A 15,984-nucleotide genomic window follows, 5' to 3' on the forward strand; every position below is an offset into this window, starting at 1 on the left:
TCGACATCTCCCATCTCAGTTTGGTTCATTCGTTTTCAGAATCTACGCAAGTTCTTCCTGTACAATTTCAGTCCATACCCCTTTACGATTCAGAATGCGAATGGCAAAGGCATCATATCCATCACGTTTGACCTGATCAAAATGCATGCGTTCTCCCGTGATCAGTTCATACATACCACGCTCATCTACTTCTTCGCCAAACTCATCATCCCAAGGCACATTGTAGTAGGCCGTCAACTCTACCTCAAAGATATCCTCTCCTTCAACATCCAGATAAGGACGAAGGGGTCTGTCATGTAGTGCTTCTTCTGAATAGGTCTCACATAACATGGCATCATATCCGTGCTTGGCGGCATCAATGAGCAGATAGCGATCACCCGTGATTGTATGCTCGGCATATACAAGAAGCGGTGTCGAATCATGCCAGGCAATCAGATCATCTTCCATCAAGTCACCATAATAATAAATATGGAATTTATCGTGTCCATCACTCATTTGAAGTTTGCCTTTCCACTCCACTTCATCGGACTTTATGTCCTCTTCCTTACTTGTTAATCCTTCCAGATACGTAGGTCCGTGTTGCACACCATACTCATTCATCATCTAGCCTCCGATTTGTTCATTCGAATAGTAACTACTTTGTGTTCCTCATCCACCGTCAGTTTCACATCGATGTTTAGCTTGTCGCGAAATAACGCCGTAATATTGATATAAGGATCGCGCACGGCTTCACCGCCACCTCCATTCGTAGAACGGCTCATTCCCTGATGAATAATGGATTCTACCAGCTGTTTATCTCCCTTGCCGGTGTTATTGTAGGTGTAGATCACCTGCCCATTCTGATCATACAGATTCAAAACCGTTGTGAAATCGTTGGCGTTCTCATACTGTCTCTCGGTCTGCACATAGTTGTGATCTGTGCGTTGATAGTTTACAGTACCAGCCAGATACGGATTGTCTCCGCCAGGCTTCACATCATACTCCTGGTAAGCCAGATTAAACAGGTATTGGATATGATTCATATCAATCCGGTAATAAAACTGACGGTTATCTTCCTCTTTGTCCATCGCTGCAAAACTGTTAATAAGCGGCCAGGCTTCATAGGACTTCCCATTAACATCAACGGCGAGAGCATAGTCAGATAATACTGTCTCTTTTTGAAATACACCGAATGCCTGTAAAATAAAATAAGCCGGAATCATCAACACACCCAGAATGATTGCAAAAATAGTAAGTTTCACGCGTAGTTTCATGTCTTCTCTCCTTGCGGCTTTAACTCTTCATCTTCACAGGGTCTTTTCCAGCACGAATTTTGGAAAAACACATTCGGTATGTCGGCTTGGCATGTAATTCAACCTGATTAATGGAACTACCAATGCGGACATTCCACATGCGTAGATCGGTGAGACGTCTTCTTCTCGTCTGTGACTTCCACGTTAAACCAACGTTCACCTATTGCACAATAACATTCGAAACACTTCCATCCCAGTTGACCATTCCGTTGTTCAATCGAAGCGTGCCCACACACCGCGTCAAAATACTCAACATTTACCAATCGATCTCTCTAAAATTATATGAAACTCCGTTCCTCAACACAAGAATTGCAGGCAGTTTGTTGGAAATGCTCCTAATACGACATACCCAAGTGTGTGCCTCATCACACCCGTACTTGCCTCAATAACGTAATCTATAACTAAATAACTACTGGAATGAAAGAATACCTGCTTTTTATATTGTGAAAAACATCACTTGAGTAAAGGTTGTGTACCTATGTTTTCCTTAATGAATGTATATAAATGGTCACTCTTATTCGCCATATTTACAGCAACTCTCTCTCACTGTAGTACAGCCGATACGGTTAAACCTGTTCACCACGATGAAGTCTCCTCCTCTGCGGTCAGTCAACCCCCGGTGGACCCGATCATTCGCCGAGAAGGTACTACGGTATATATTGAAATGACAGCCCAAGTTACAGATGTCGAAATCTCCGAAGGTGTGATCTATAACGCTTGGACGTTTAATGGCACCGTTCCCGGACCCGTCCTACGAGTGACGGAGGGAGATACCCTGGTGTTCACATTAAAAAATAAAGATTCCAGCTTGCCTCACTCTATGGATTTTCACGCTGTACATGCTGCTCCAAGCAGCAAATTTATTGATGTTATGCCAGGTGAGGAAGGTACGTTCACCTATCCAACCTCCTCACCCGGCGTATTCATGTATCACTGTGGAACCAAACCAGTCCTTGCCCATATCGCGAACGGTATGTACGGCATGATTATTGTTGAACCCAAGGCAGGATACCCTTCCGATCACTTGGTTGATCGTGAGTATACCCTTGTTCAGAGTGAATGGTATAAAGAGCATGATTACGAAGCTTTTTTGAACGGTGAACCGGATTATGTCGTATTTAACGGTAATGATTATGGATTAGTAAAACATCCCCTGTTAGCCAAAGTAGGAGATACGGTGCGAATCTATGTCAGTAATGCCGGACCCAATGAAGTCTCATCCTTCCACGTTGTGGGTACCATTATGGATCGTGTGTATACCGATGGGAATCCACGCAACATCCAGTATGGAATACAGACGGTTATGCTTCCCGCAAGTGGTGGAGCTGTCGTAGAGTTCACCGTGACCGAAGAAGGCGATTATGCGATTGTAACCCATCAGTTCAACCATGTAGCCAAAGGTGCTGCCGCTGTTCTGCGTGTGACCAAGGATGGTACTGATCATGGTGGACCCGCGATGTCTCACTGAGACATGACAATAGATAATGGCTATACCCATCCTGAACAATTCGAGGTGATTAAACGATGATCTGTGCGCACGAAGCGAAGGATGTCTGTTTCTCCAAAGTATCTCTGTTCCAGCATCTTGATCCATCCGAAGCTGCCTTGCTGACCTCCCTTTTGCATACCCGCAAATATAACAAAGGCGAAGTTGTCGTCCAGGAGGGCGAATACTCAGATACGCTTTATGTGGTTCATCAGGGATGTGTGAAGTTATCCAAATACAATGAAAATGGCAAGGAACATATTATCCGGTTTCTGTTTCCCGGAGATTTCTTCGGACAAGATTCCCTGTTACACCAAAAACCACATGCCGCAAACGCCGAAGTTCTGGAGCCTTCGGCCATCTGCTCTATCAGCAAGCATGACTTTGACCAGTTACTGGAACATGATCCGAAGCTTGCTTATCATTTCCTGCTTGCCATTTCCAATCTTTTGCGTGAAACAGATGAATGGAATAGCTCGCTCAGTGCGATGACAACGGAACAGAAGATTGCCAAGTTGCTTTTGTATTTCCATACCCGAAATCATGCAAAGCATGAGATCCGCTTGCCTGTTTTCAAAAAAGACATGGCTCTGCTGATCGGGATCACACCCGAAACCCTTAGTCGCAAACTTGCCATGATGCAAACCCAGGGACTGCTTCAGGTTACAGGGAACTGTATCCTTATTCTGCAATTGGAGCAGCTTAGGGAAATGGTTCCGTTCTGAACTAAAGATTATTTGCACTAACACCGCGAGGGCAGAATAACCTTCCCATCACTGTTAACGTGTGAATGATCAGTTCAGCTTATATAGCTTTGGGACAAGTATTATATTTCACATTGGATGTGAGTATCATCACAGTGCCGCCTAGCGTTACAGTATACAGTTAAGAAAAGATCTTCAGGAGGTTTATGCGATGAATACGGTTGTTAAATTGGACAAACAGATCATTATGCACAAAATGCAGGAGCTCTGTTCACTGCTGCTACAGGATGAAGGCTACAAAGAGATGCGGGACATGATTGATCAGTTTGCTGCAGATGAGCAGGCTACAACTCAGTATGAGAAATTTATGGAGAAACATCAGGCACTGGAGGAGAAAGAACGGCAGAATATTGAGTTGCTTGCTTCTGAAATTCAGGTATATGAAGAGGAAGAACGCGCACTCTATGATCATCCCCTCATTCGCCGGTTCATCTATGCACAACGGGAATTCAGCCAGCTACATCAGCAGATTAGCCACTATTTCACGAAATCCGTGGAATTGAATCGCCTGCCCGAGGCGAATGAACTAGGTAAAGAAGCTTGCGGGTGCGGAGGAAGCTGTTCCGGCAACCATTAATATCATCCTTTTGGTTAAATAATCAAAAAGAGTATCCGATCAGAAATCACACTGTTCGGATACTCTTTTTATATAAATTCAACTAATATTTACACAAAAACGGAGAGGACAGTGACGGAAGCTTATTCTGTCATCTACAGATCCAACAACAGCGATACGAGCAATCCCATGGATGCAATCAAACCCACAATTGGACCACCCTCTTCAAAGGCTTCCGGCATCATCGTCGAGCAGATCATGGCAATGATTCCACCACCTGCAAATGCACCAATCGCTGCACCCATCTCCTCTGGAAGCTGTTCCAGAAACAGATATCCACCCAAAGCCGCAAGCGCGGAGATCAACAGTACACTCAGCCACATTAATATGATTTTGCCACGACTGTACTTGCCCTGTAGTCCAACCGTACTGGACAGACCTTCAGGAATGTTGCTCACAAAGATCGATACTACCAGCACCACACTCACGCCGTTGCCGGCCAGCAAGCTAGCTCCAAGCATGATAGATTCCGGAATAGCATCCATTACCGTACCTGCAAAGATCCCGAGCCCGCTTTGATTCGAGTCTCCTGACTTTGCCGAACGTTTACGCCCTGCCCCTCCCTTTGCAGAAACAAGCAGGTCAAACAGCGTATACACGACGGCACCCGCCGTAAACCCAATGGCTGTAGGTATTATCCCTCCATCATTCAGCGCATCTCCGAGAAGTTCAAAGGTCGCTGCACCGATTAATGTTCCTGTCCCAAAAGCCATAATCCAGCCAATGACTCGTTTGGGAATCTTCAGAAACAAGGCTGCAAGTGCGCCTATGACAACCGCTGAGGCAGAGATGCCGCCCCACATGAATGCAGTCCACATCCGGGCCGACCCCTCTCTTGTTCGATCATGTTCTATCATTCCATTAACCTTGGCAGAGCAATCAAAAACAATCCTGTGACGTTGTGATCTATATCACCTGTTGTGTTCAAAAATCACGCTATGATGAAATGATGCGGATTACAACAGAATAGACCAGAGCAGGAACTGCACGGCTCCAATAATTTCAATAATCCCGACCTTCATAGGGCGCAGTGTTCTGCCTGCATATATGAAGGTGCGTACAGCGGAGTAGACATACGCCAAACACATCCAAGGATATCCGATCACGATCGGTATGAGAATTAGAAGGATATGTACCAGACGAGTTAGCATCAGCCAACGCTTATTCGTTCGCTCTCGAAAGACCGATTTCACAAAGAACGTACTTCCTGTAAAATGTAAGAAAGAAAACAAAACTACGATTGCCATTCTATAGTCCCAGTGCCCACTTCCAATGAGATAAGCAGCCGCTCCCCCTAGAGAGAACATCAGCATGGCACACAGATCATTGGTAAGCGAGCGTTCTATTTTGTGTCTTACATGCCAGATGTTCACGAGCAACAGTCCGCCCAGAACCGGACCAAAGAATAGTAGTGAGGTCTGACCCAGAACGGGTGGGATTAGACAGATTAGAGCCACTGTACCGTAGATTGCAGCCCACTTGTATAAGCGATGTCGATTAGCATTTCTTTTCAAAGACTGCAGTAACGGATACGCGGTTAGATATAGTCCAAGCCAGGCTACAAATAATGGCACATGCAGCCAGTGCGGCCCACTTGCAATCATACCTACCAGAAAAGGTACACTAACCATGGCCCAGCCGCCATGTTCATGAGGGATAACGATTGTATGCGTATTGGTTTTCACTTCACAGTTAACCTCCTAGAATTGAGTGATATCGTAATTCTGAAATATGAACACAGAGAGGAAAGATTCTCATGAGCAGGGTAAACAAAGATACAGCAGCGGAGTTTCTACAACAGTTCCCCATCTTCCAGGACCTTAGCCCCGAGGAATTAAAGCAGGTCGAAGATATCGCCATTTCCAGAAGCATTCACAAGAAAACGGTTATTTTCAGCGAAGGTAGCGAAAAGGAAGCTGTTTTTTTCATTCGTACCGGCATTGTAAAAGCTTATAAAACGGATGAGAATGGACATGAACAGATTGTCTCTTTCCTCAAAACAGGGGATATGTTCCCGCACACCGGCTTTTTTAACGCACACCCCTACCCTGCTACCGCTGAAGCGATTACCCCTACCGAATTACTGGCCATTCCTGTCAGATTATTCGAACGATTAATGCTGAGTACTCCATCGATTGCAATCAAAATTATGCGTGTACTGGGAGACAAAATACGTGAACTACAGGACAAATTGCAGGTGCTCTCTGGTCAGGATGTACGCAACCGTGTGCTCTCCTTCCTTCTCATGCTCGCAGAGCAGCACGGGCAGACACATGGCGAACAAATTATCATCAACCTGCCCATGACACACCAGGAGTTTGCCAATTCCATCGGAACTACAAGGGAAACAGCAAATCGGCTTCTGAACCAGCTTACAAAAGAGCATTTGCTCGAAGTGGATCGCAGCCGGATCATCATTCTTGATTTACAAGCACTGAAGCAACAAAGGGATGCGTGACCACCCAGCTCCACTGGATTCCCCCCACGCTCCTTACACCAATCTATGTGTGCAAAAAGAGACCTTAACGCCTGCAATCGATGTTAAGGTCTCTTGCTGTATGCACAATTACCGACACATGTATCAGGCGATTGTGAGCTCTGGCCTGCCCATGTCACTGAACATGCCCGCATAATATTTGACTTCACCAGCTTCATTACGGATCGCCGTTATACTCAGCCATTCCTGATAGATCTCTCCGTTTTTCTTCCGATTCCAGATCTCGCCCTGCCAATATCCTTTTTCACGTAATTCCAACCATAATTGGTCATAGAAACGTTTATCTTGCTTGCCGGATTTCAGCAGACTTGGCTTCTGCCCAACCGCCTCTTCAGCGCTATAACCAGTGACTGCAGTGAAGGCCGGGTTCACGGAAGTAATAACACTGTTCGTATCCGTGATCAGAATCGCTTCAATAGTATTCTCCAGAATGCTGGCAGATAACTGAAGCTTCTCTTGGTAGAACATCCAGATCACAAGTACCAGGCTGACCAGCGCGATCTGTGACAAAGCCATGAAACCAATGGCGTAATGTCCCGTCATGCTGTACAACAAAGTCAACATCAACGGAGGGAAGAATCCACCCAGACCACCCATAGCCGAGATCATCCCATTCGCTACACCTGGTTGTTTGACGAAATACATTGGCACTAATTTGAAAATAGTTCCGTTACCTGTTCCTGCGCATAAGGCCACAGTCAGGCACCCAATGGTGTAGATATAGAATGACGGCGCGAATGATAATACAATCGCAGCAATCGTTAATCCGCCGAAAACAAACATTAATATTTTGAAGGGATTAAATCGATCTCCAAGCCAGCCTCCAATAGGTCGCATGATGGTAGCAACGAGAATGAATCCCGCTGTACGAATACCTGCATCGACTTTGTCCATTTGGAAGTGACTGACTAAGAAATTTGGCAAATATACCGTAAATGCTACGAAAGAACCAAATGTCAGAAAATAGAACAAGCAGAGCAACCATAGTTTATTGTTGCTTGATATGGCCTTCAGTTGCTGCATAAGCGGAACATTAACACGTGTTTCCTTTTTGTCCCCCAGAACAAAATTCAGCGCTGCCATTCCTAGTAGCAGAATACTGTAGAGCAGAACCGTCGTAGACCATCCCATACGATCAGCAATCAGCGGGGCTCCGAATGCAGACAGTGCTGTCCCCAGGTTACCAATTCCGTAGATCCCGTTAACAAACCCATGTCGCTCTTTCGGATAATATTTGGGCAGTGAAGTTACACCGACGGAGAAGACAGCTCCCCCAATACCGAGGAACAGTCCACCAATCACCAGATCACTGAACGATGTCGCACGGCTAATCCACCATACAGGAGCCAGCAACAGGACAAAGCTAATCATAAAAATATTACGTGCTCCATATCGATTCGTCCAATAACCAATTGGAATACGGGCAATCGATCCAATCAATACGGGAATTGCTGTCGCCCATGCGAGCTGGGAAGATGTAAGGGCAATATCCTCTTTAATAAATGGCATCAGAGATGACAGAATAACCCATACCATGAAACCAAGAACCAGACTTGCGGTTTGCAAGGGCAGTTGAACTTTTCCTTTATGTTGCATTTACATCGCCCTTTCCTTTTTTTGTTCCTGATTCGGATACACAGCTCCATCTCTTCTGCGATACAACACATAACTGCGTTTTAGATAACCCAGTGGCATACTTAGCATGTGAACCAGACGAGTAAATGGAAACACGCAGTACAGTACAAAGGTAAGCAGAATGTGTACTTTGAAATTCAGCGGTACCGTCTGCATCAGAACCGGATCAGGCTGGAATACGATCAGACCGCGCAACCAAGGATTAATTGTTGTCCGATAGTCGAAACCTGTGTGATTCACCGCATTGGCCGAGGTCGCCAGTATGCCTGTGACAATGACAATGATCAACATGGCAAGGGCCAACCAATCCCCGATGCTGCTCGTTGCCCGGACCCGGCGAGCAACATAACGGCGAACCAGCAGAATAACTGCACCTGCAAATGCAATGATCCCCGCAGGCAGTCCTCCTGCGATAGCCATCAAGTGATATCCTTCATCACTCAGGCCGATCCAGCGATAGAACTCCACCGGAACAAGCAAACCGGCAATATGTCCGCAGATTACGGCGAATATTCCAATATGAAAGAGTAAACTGCCCCATTTCAACATGCGTTTCTCCAGCATCTCACTGGACTTGGACGTCCAACTGAAGGGATTCGTCACATATCTCCAGATCGTTGCTGTAATACAGAAAACAATGACCATATAGGGAAGAGCGCCCCATAACAACAGTTCCAGTGTACTCACCGATTCCCCCTCCTCATCTGAGCCGCGATCTGCATGAGATCTTCAGGTTGTTGGTTAACTGCTTCTACTTGTTTGGGTACATCAGGAGCTGGGGGCTCAGGAATGACCTGTAACATCAGACTGAGCAATGGTCCATATGGACTGTTCTGTCCTGTAATGCTTTCGGTCATCGTGACCAGAGCCTTGTGGCAACTGGAGAGCACCCCCAGGGCATCTTCCTCGGGAGCCTCAGCTACAAATTCAAGCACCATAGGCAGATAATCCGGCAACTCACTTACTTCCATATAAAATCCCGCAGCTTCATATCTGCGTTTCAATTCAATCAGAGCCGGGCCCCGATCCCGTTCATCTCCATGAAGAGCATACGTGAGATAGAGGTTACACTTTTTATCAAAATCGAATGTTCGAACATAGGAATCCTGCCACTCAATCGAGCTAACAGCCTGTGCTTCATCTACAAATGTCAGCAAGATCTGGTTCACCGTCTCATCGGAAATGGACTGTATAGCTTCCTTCACTCCCTGCAGCCCTTCTCTCCACGCTGTATCGGGATATTGCAACAGATAGGAGATCAGTTTACAGACCATTCTTCTCGTATTCGTATCGTAAACCAGAGCCTGACCTGTTCCTTCATTGGGTTCGATCGTCATCGTTGTCGTTGTCTCCTCTCCCATCAGAATACTCCGCAAGAACCTGGACCCCCTGCAAAATCAAGTCCGCAGCTGCCCTGTTCGCTGAAGAGATCTTCCACTTCCTCACGGTGAGCTGGCGGGATGACAAAACGGTCATTGTATTTCGCAATAGCGAGCAGTCGGTACATGTCCTCCACTTCCTGAGCATCCATGCCTACTCTTTCCAGTAATTCCGGTTCACTGGTCTTACCCGTCTGCTGGTTACGCATGTGAATGCGCATAACTGCCATTTTCCGCAGTACTTCACGGATTCGATCCGTATCTCCTGCCGTAAGCAGATTGGCCAAATATTCCACTGGAATACGCATGTTATCAATCGCGGGGAAAATATCATTGGCCTCCAGCGAACTTCCCTGTCCCTCTACCCGATTGGTAATCGGACTAAGGGGTGGAATGTACCATACCATTGGCATGGTGCGGTATTCTGGGTGAAGCGGGAGCGCAATTTTCCAGTCGATGACCATTTTATAAATAGGGGACTGCTGCGCTGCAATAATCCAATCCTCTGGAATTCCGGCCTCGCGCGCTTCGCGAATCACCTCAGGGTCATTCGGATCAAGGAAAATATCCATCTGGGATTCATAGAGATCCTGGTCATTTTCAACGGAAGCAGCGGCTTCAACACGGTCTGCATCATACAGCATCAGGCCGATATAACGGATACGTCCCACACAAGTTTCGGAACAGATCGTTGGCAGACCTGCTTCAATCCGAGGGAAACAAAGGGTACATTTCTCCGCTTTGTTCGTCTGCCAGTTGAAATAGACTTTTTTGTAAGGGCAGCTCGATACACAGAATCTCCATGCGCGGCATGCATTTTGGTCAACCAGGACAATCCCGTCTTCTTCCCGTTTGTACATTGCTCCGGAAGGGCAGGAGGACACACAGGCCGGATTGAGACAGTGTTCACAGATTCGTGGCAAGTACATCATAAATACCTGTTCAAAATCCATTTTGATCGAGTCCTCGACACCCTTCATATTGGGATCTTCCATCCCGGTTACATGGGCACCTGCCAGATCATCTTCCCAGTTCGGCCCCCACTCCAGATTCATATACTCACCAGTAATCTGGGATTTCGGTCTTGCTACAGGCTGATGTTTTTTCTCTGGACTGTTCGTCAGTTTCTCATACTCGTATGTCCATGGCTCGTAATAATCGTCAATGGTAGGCTGATCCGGGTTATGGAAAATGTTAAGCAAGCGTCTTGCCCGTGTGCCGGACTTCAATTCCAGTTTCCCATTCTTCATCTCCCAGCCACCGCGATAACGCTCCTGATCCTCCCATTGTTTTGGATAACCGACCCCTGGCTTGGTCTCCACATTGTTCCAGTACATATATTCTGCACCTGGACGATTAGTCCAGGTGTTTTTGCACGTTACACTACATGTATGGCACCCTATGCATTTGTCCAGATTCATGACCATACTGACTTGTGCTTTAATCTTCAAGCCAATCCACCTCCTGCAGTTTTCTTATGATGACGTTGAGGTCACGCTGGTTGCCTGTCGGGCCGTAGTAGTTGAAGCCATAACTTAACTGGGCATAACCACCGATCATATGTGTTGGCTTCACATGAATACGTGTCGGACTGTTATGCGTACCCCCACGTGTCTGTGATATTTTGGTACCCGGGACGTTAATGTGACGGTCCTGAGCATGATACATGAATGCCATGCCGCGAGGAATACGGTGTGTTACTACGGCTCTGGCAACGACTACCCCGTTACGGTTGAAACATTCGATCCAGTCGTTGTCGACCAGTCCGGCTTCTTCTGCATCTTCGTAGTTCATCCAGATTGTCGGGCCACCTCGGAACAACGTCAGCATCGGCAGCGCATCATAGTACATACTGTGGATCGACCACTTGTTATGCGGTGTCAGGTAATTCAGGACAATTTCTTTGCCACCTTCGATCGGACGTTTGCTGTTCGGATGGAACGGCGTATGCTTCAGCACAGGTTTAAATGTCGCTAATGTCTCTCCGAATTCGCGGAGCATCGCATGATCAATATAGAACTGCTGTCTGCCCGTCAATGTACGCCATGGAATCAGGCGCTCCACATTGGTGGTGAATGGCGAGTATCGACGTCCGCCTTTTTCCGATCCGCTGAATGCAGGTGAAGTTATAACCGTTTTCGGTTTGGAAGTGATCTCGTCAAATGTAAAACATTCCTCAGACCGTTCCTCAGCCAAATCTTTCAAATGCAGTGCCGTTTTCTGTTCCAGCGCTTCCCACGCACGTACAGCCATCTTGCCGTTCGTTGTACTAGACAAGGTCAGAATGGCCTCCGCAACATTGCGGTCGGTGCTCAGATCCGGACATCCTTGCCCAACGCCATCTTTACGGTTCACGCCCAAAATACCCTTGAGTTTTTCATACTCTTCACTGGCAGACCAGGATATGCCTTTCGTACCGATTGGTTTATCCTTCACCACAGGTCCTAGACTGATCATTTTGTTATATACGGCAGCATAATCACGTTCCACGACCTGAATATGCGGCATCGTTTTCCCCGGGATCGCTTCGCATTCTCCCGCGCTCCAGTCTTTGATCTCTCCGTACGGTTGAGCAAGCTCATCCGGTGAATCATGCAAGAGCGGTGTGGCAATGATCTCCTTCTGCGGCCCATCGAATTGCTGCGCAGCCATCTCGGAGAATACACGTGCAATTTCCTTGAAGGTATCCCAGTCGGAACGGGATTCCCACTGCGCGGCTACCGCCGGGTTGAATGGATGAACGAACGGATGCATATCCGTACTGCTCAGATCGCTTTTCTCATACCAGGTCGCTGCTGGCAGCACAATATCGGAATACATCGCTGTACCTGCCATACGGAAATCCATGTTGATCATCAGGTCAAGCTTGCCTTCCGGTGCTTCATCCACCCACTCCACATGCTCTGGGCGCAGTCCATGATCGTCATCGTTCAGCAATCCGTTCGTTGCACCGAGCAAATGTTTCAGGAAATACTCATGCCCTTTGCCGGAACTTGAGATCAGATTCGCTCTCCAGACAAATAGTACACGCGGGAAGTTCGCCGGATCATCCGGTTGCTCGATCGAGAACTTCAGATTTTTGTTCTGTAGCTCGGAAGCAACATAAGCGCCAATCTCTTCCTTCGTCGTTGCTCCGGCCTGTAATGCATCCTGATGCAGATCAATCGAGTTACGATTGAATTGTGGATAGGATGGAAGCCAGCCCATACGCGCAGCCATCACATTATAATCAGCCACATGCTGGAACCGCGGTTCACCTTCAAGCGCCGAAGTCAACTCTCCGACTTGGGTCTCCTCGTATCTCCATTGATCTGTTGCAAAGTAGAAGAAGGAGGTTCCGTTCTGCAGACGTGCAGGTCCGGTCCAGTCACGAGCAAAGGCAATCGTCTGCCAGCCTTCAGCCGGACGCAATTTTTCTTGACCGACATAATGGGCCCAGCCTCCACCATTCACACCCTGACAACCTGTCATCAGAATTAAGTTAATAATGGCGCGATAGATGACGTCGGAGTTGTACCAGTGATTAATACCGGCTCCCATGATGATCATGGAACGACCTTTGGTATCGATCGCATTCTGTGCGAACTCACGTGCAATCTGTAGGACAGTCTCTTGGTCCACACCAGTGATTTTCTCTTGCCACTCTGGAGTGAATGGTTTTACCTGTGGTGCATGCAAGATGTCATCTCCATGGTTAACACGTACACTCAACTGTTCCACACCAGTGACTACTTCTGCTGAATCCACTGAACGCGTCATTTCACGTTCAATTCCGTATTTGGCAAGTACCAGATCGTATACGGCTGTTACTGTAATCCATTTGTCTCCTAACCATATCTGACGTACAGGAATCTGCCGCTCCATGACATGTTTTCCCTCATCATCAAAGTACGGCAGTTGAATCGTTACAAGATCATGATGGACGCCGAGAATGGATAGTCTCGGATCAATCGGCTCACCGTTCTCCACCTGTTCCATTTTGAGATTCCATGTGCCTTCTTCACCCCAACGGAAGCCCAAACTTCCTTTTGGCATCGCATAGGTTCCACTGTTTTCATCGTAAACGAGCGTTTTCCAAGCCATGTTATTGCCTGTGATGCCCAGATCTTCCCCAACGAGAAATCTGCCTGCTGTGTGTACGCCATCCTTTTCTTCCACGATCAGCAGATTTGGAAAGTCCGTATACTGTTTGGCATACTGCATGAAATAGTCCGTAGGTTTTTCAATATAAAACTCTTTTAGAATGACATGGCCCATAGCCATCGCCAGAGCGCCGTCCGTTCCTTGTTTTACTGACATCCACGTATCTGCGAATTTCACATACTCCGCATAATCCGGGCTGATCGACACCACTTTCGTTCCCCGATAACGTGCCTCAGCCAAGAAGTGGGCATCCGGTGTCCGCGTCATTGGCAGATTGGAGCCCCATACCAAAATGTATCCCGAATTGTACCAGTCGCTGCTCTCCGGCACATCCGTTTGATCGCCCCAGATCTGAGGTGAAGCCGGTGGGAGATCGGCATACCAGTCGTAAAAACTAAGCAATGGTGATCCCATCAGAGATAAGAAGCGTGATCCTGCTGCATAACTGACCATCGACATGGCAGGAATCGGAGAGAAACCAATAATCCGGTCCGGCCCGTATTCTTTGATCGTATGAATCAGCGAAGCGGCGATAATCTGTGTCACTTCACCCCATGACGCGCGAATTAATCCACCTTTACCACGAACCGATTTGTATCTTTTCACTTTGGCCGGATCATCCGCAATGCTGGACCATGCTTGAACCGGGTCACCATGCGTCTGAAGCGCATCACGCCACATGTCCAGCAATGCACCACGTACGTAAGGATGTTTGACACGCAGCGGGCTGTACAGATACCATGAAAAACTTGCTCCGCGTGGACATCCACGGGGTTCAAATTCCGGCATATCCGGTCCGGTTGAAGGATAGTCGGTAGCCTGCGTTTCCCAAGTGACAATGCCGTCTTTCACATAGATCTGCCAGCTGCATGATCCTGTACAATTGACGCCGTGTGTGGAACGCACCACTTTGTCATGCTGCCAGCGGCGGCGGTAGACATCTTCCCAATCCCGGTTGACCGGGGACATTTCACTCCAGCCCTCCGCACTTTTTTCACGTTTAGCAAAATACTTGAGTTTGCCCATCCAGGGCATGCTTTTGTTACTCATTGTTGTCCTCCCACATATACGACCTGTTGATGCAAATTGAATCCTGAACTACTGTTGCTAACCTCCGATTTGCGACATATGTCGCAGCGTTGGCGTGCCGTTGATCTGTTGCCCGTTTAAGGCTTTTAACATGTCATGTGTTTCGGGTTTGGCTCCGAGCGCCTTGTAAAATAAATCCTGCACCGCCTTGTCATCACCTACGAGTGGACGAACATTGAACTCATCCGACCAGTAGAGACAAGGTTTGATATTACCGTCTGCCGTCAGCCTAAGCCGATTGCAATTCCCGCAGAAATGGCTGCTCACCGGGTGAATCAGACCAAAGGTTCCGGCAGCTCCCACAATGCGATAACTGTCTGCAGGACCATTCCCGTAAATCTCTCCACAGCTTTCGTAATCCCATCGGGCTCCACATGTTTCCAGCACATGTTCGAGAGGCATATACCCTGATCTCCAGCCTTCTCCACTTTCTCCAATAGGCATGTACTCAATAAAACGAATATGAATGGGTTCATCCCGAGTCATCCGCAGAAAATCTTCCACCTCATCGTCGTTCACGCCTTTCATCAGCACCACGTTCAGCTTGATCGGATGAAATCCGGCCTTTTGGCTCGCCTTAATACCTTCCAGCACACGCTGTACCTTGCCGCCTCGAGTAATGCTTGCGAATCGTTCTGGCTTCAAAGAATCCAGGCTTATGTTCACCCTGGTTAGTCCCGCAGCCTTCAGCAGATCCGCATAAGCTGCCAAATAGATGCCATTCGTTGTCAATGCGATGTCCTCAATTCCCGGAATAGCGGATAACATCGCGATCAGTTGATCCAGCCCCTTGCGAACAAGAGGCTCCCCTCCGGTCAAACGCAATTTCCGAATGCCCAGTGGAGCAAGCGCCTTAACGATGGACGTGATTTCTTCATAGGACAGGATGCGTTCTGTCGGTTCAAACTGCATTCCTTCCTCCGGCATGCAATACACACAGCGGAGATTACAACGATCCGTAACCGAGATTCTCAAATAATCATGTACTCTTCCAAACGGGTCCATTAATTTTGATTCCATACACGTACCTCCCTTCTCTAGGGTGCTGTCTTAACATCGGCTGAAGGAGGGAACTTTCTTCCT

Annotated in this window: 14 protein-coding genes; 4 read left to right on the plus strand and 10 right to left on the minus strand. The window is 47.4% G+C overall.

From position 1 onward, the window contains the following. Positions 1-42: 42 nt before the first annotated feature. Positions 43-603 (minus strand): hypothetical protein, encoded by a 561-nt coding sequence (locus tag HF638_RS16290; RefSeq protein WP_169481135.1) that lies wholly within the window; start codon positions 601-603, stop codon positions 43-45. After that, positions 600-1,253 carry a hypothetical protein gene (locus tag HF638_RS16295; protein WP_169481136.1) on the minus strand — a complete coding sequence of 218 codons (654 nt, stop codon included), beginning with the start codon at positions 1,251-1,253 and terminating at the stop codon, positions 600-602. Before HF638_RS16295 ends, HF638_RS16290 begins: the two co-directional genes overlap by 4 nt. Positions 1,254-1,770: 517 nt before the next feature. On the opposite strand from HF638_RS16295, the gene HF638_RS16300 reads away from it, so the two are divergent. The 3 genes from HF638_RS16300 (at position 1,771) to HF638_RS16310 (ending at position 4,119) form a co-directional block, all read left to right on the plus strand. Beyond that, positions 1,771-2,760 (plus strand): multicopper oxidase domain-containing protein, encoded by a 990-nt coding sequence (locus tag HF638_RS16300; protein ID WP_169481137.1) that lies wholly within the window; start codon positions 1,771-1,773, stop codon positions 2,758-2,760. A 56-nt stretch (positions 2,761-2,816) separates the two neighbouring features. Then, complete coding sequence (locus HF638_RS16305) at positions 2,817-3,503, plus strand: Crp/Fnr family transcriptional regulator (RefSeq protein ID WP_169481138.1); 687 nt, start codon at positions 2,817-2,819, stop codon at positions 3,501-3,503. 190 nt (positions 3,504-3,693) lie between these two features. Further along, positions 3,694-4,119 carry a YlbF/YmcA family competence regulator gene (locus HF638_RS16310; RefSeq protein WP_169481139.1) on the plus strand — a complete coding sequence of 142 codons (426 nt, stop codon included), beginning with the start codon at positions 3,694-3,696 and terminating at the stop codon, positions 4,117-4,119. A gap of 134 nt (positions 4,120-4,253) precedes the next feature. On the opposite strand, the gene HF638_RS16315 is transcribed toward HF638_RS16310, so the two are convergent. Together HF638_RS16315 and HF638_RS16320 are read right to left on the minus strand one after the other, a co-directional pair. Next, complete coding sequence (locus HF638_RS16315) at positions 4,254-4,976, minus strand: ZIP family metal transporter (RefSeq protein ID WP_076328446.1); 723 nt, start codon at positions 4,974-4,976, stop codon at positions 4,254-4,256. 138 nt (positions 4,977-5,114) lie between these two features. After that, positions 5,115-5,843 (minus strand): YwiC-like family protein, encoded by a 729-nt coding sequence (locus HF638_RS16320; protein WP_348982113.1) that lies wholly within the window; start codon positions 5,841-5,843, stop codon positions 5,115-5,117. Positions 5,844-5,914: 71 nt separating this feature from the next. On the opposite strand from HF638_RS16320, the gene HF638_RS16325 reads away from it, so the two are divergent. Then, on the plus strand, positions 5,915-6,616 hold the full coding sequence (locus HF638_RS16325) for a Crp/Fnr family transcriptional regulator (RefSeq protein ID WP_169481140.1): 702 nt from the start codon (positions 5,915-5,917) through the stop codon (positions 6,614-6,616). Between the two features lie 123 nt (positions 6,617-6,739). On the opposite strand, the gene HF638_RS16330 is transcribed toward HF638_RS16325, so the two are convergent. Genes HF638_RS16330 through moaA form a run of 6 tightly spaced genes read right to left on the minus strand, consistent with a single transcriptional unit; the run spans position 6,740 to position 15,921 of the window. After that, on the minus strand, positions 6,740-8,251 hold the full coding sequence (locus HF638_RS16330; protein WP_169481141.1) for a nitrate/nitrite transporter: 1,512 nt from the start codon (positions 8,249-8,251) through the stop codon (positions 6,740-6,742). Then, the gene (gene narI / locus HF638_RS16335) at positions 8,252-8,977 is read right to left on the minus strand and encodes a respiratory nitrate reductase subunit gamma (RefSeq protein WP_169481142.1); all 726 of its coding nucleotides are present in this window, start codon (positions 8,975-8,977) and stop codon (positions 8,252-8,254) included. Continuing rightward, positions 8,974-9,666 (minus strand): nitrate reductase molybdenum cofactor assembly chaperone, encoded by a 693-nt coding sequence (narJ, locus tag HF638_RS16340; protein WP_169481143.1) that lies wholly within the window; start codon positions 9,664-9,666, stop codon positions 8,974-8,976. The genes narI and narJ overlap by 4 nt, the downstream gene beginning before the upstream one ends. After that, complete coding sequence (narH, locus tag HF638_RS16345) at positions 9,651-11,120, minus strand: nitrate reductase subunit beta (protein WP_169481144.1); 1,470 nt, start codon at positions 11,118-11,120, stop codon at positions 9,651-9,653. Before narH ends, narJ begins: the two co-directional genes overlap by 16 nt. Next, complete coding sequence (locus HF638_RS16350) at positions 11,110-14,862, minus strand: nitrate reductase subunit alpha (RefSeq protein ID WP_282435667.1); 3,753 nt, start codon at positions 14,860-14,862, stop codon at positions 11,110-11,112. The genes narH and HF638_RS16350 overlap by 11 nt, the downstream gene beginning before the upstream one ends. A gap of 57 nt (positions 14,863-14,919) precedes the next feature. Beyond that, positions 14,920-15,921, minus strand: a complete 1,002-nt coding sequence (gene moaA, locus HF638_RS16355) for a GTP 3',8-cyclase MoaA (protein WP_169481145.1) — start codon at positions 15,919-15,921, stop codon at positions 14,920-14,922. Between the last annotated feature and the right edge of the window lie 63 nt (positions 15,922-15,984).

Source organism: Paenibacillus sp. SZ31, from assembly GCF_012912005.1.
Lineage (GTDB): Bacteria > Bacillota > Bacilli > Paenibacillales > Paenibacillaceae > Paenibacillus.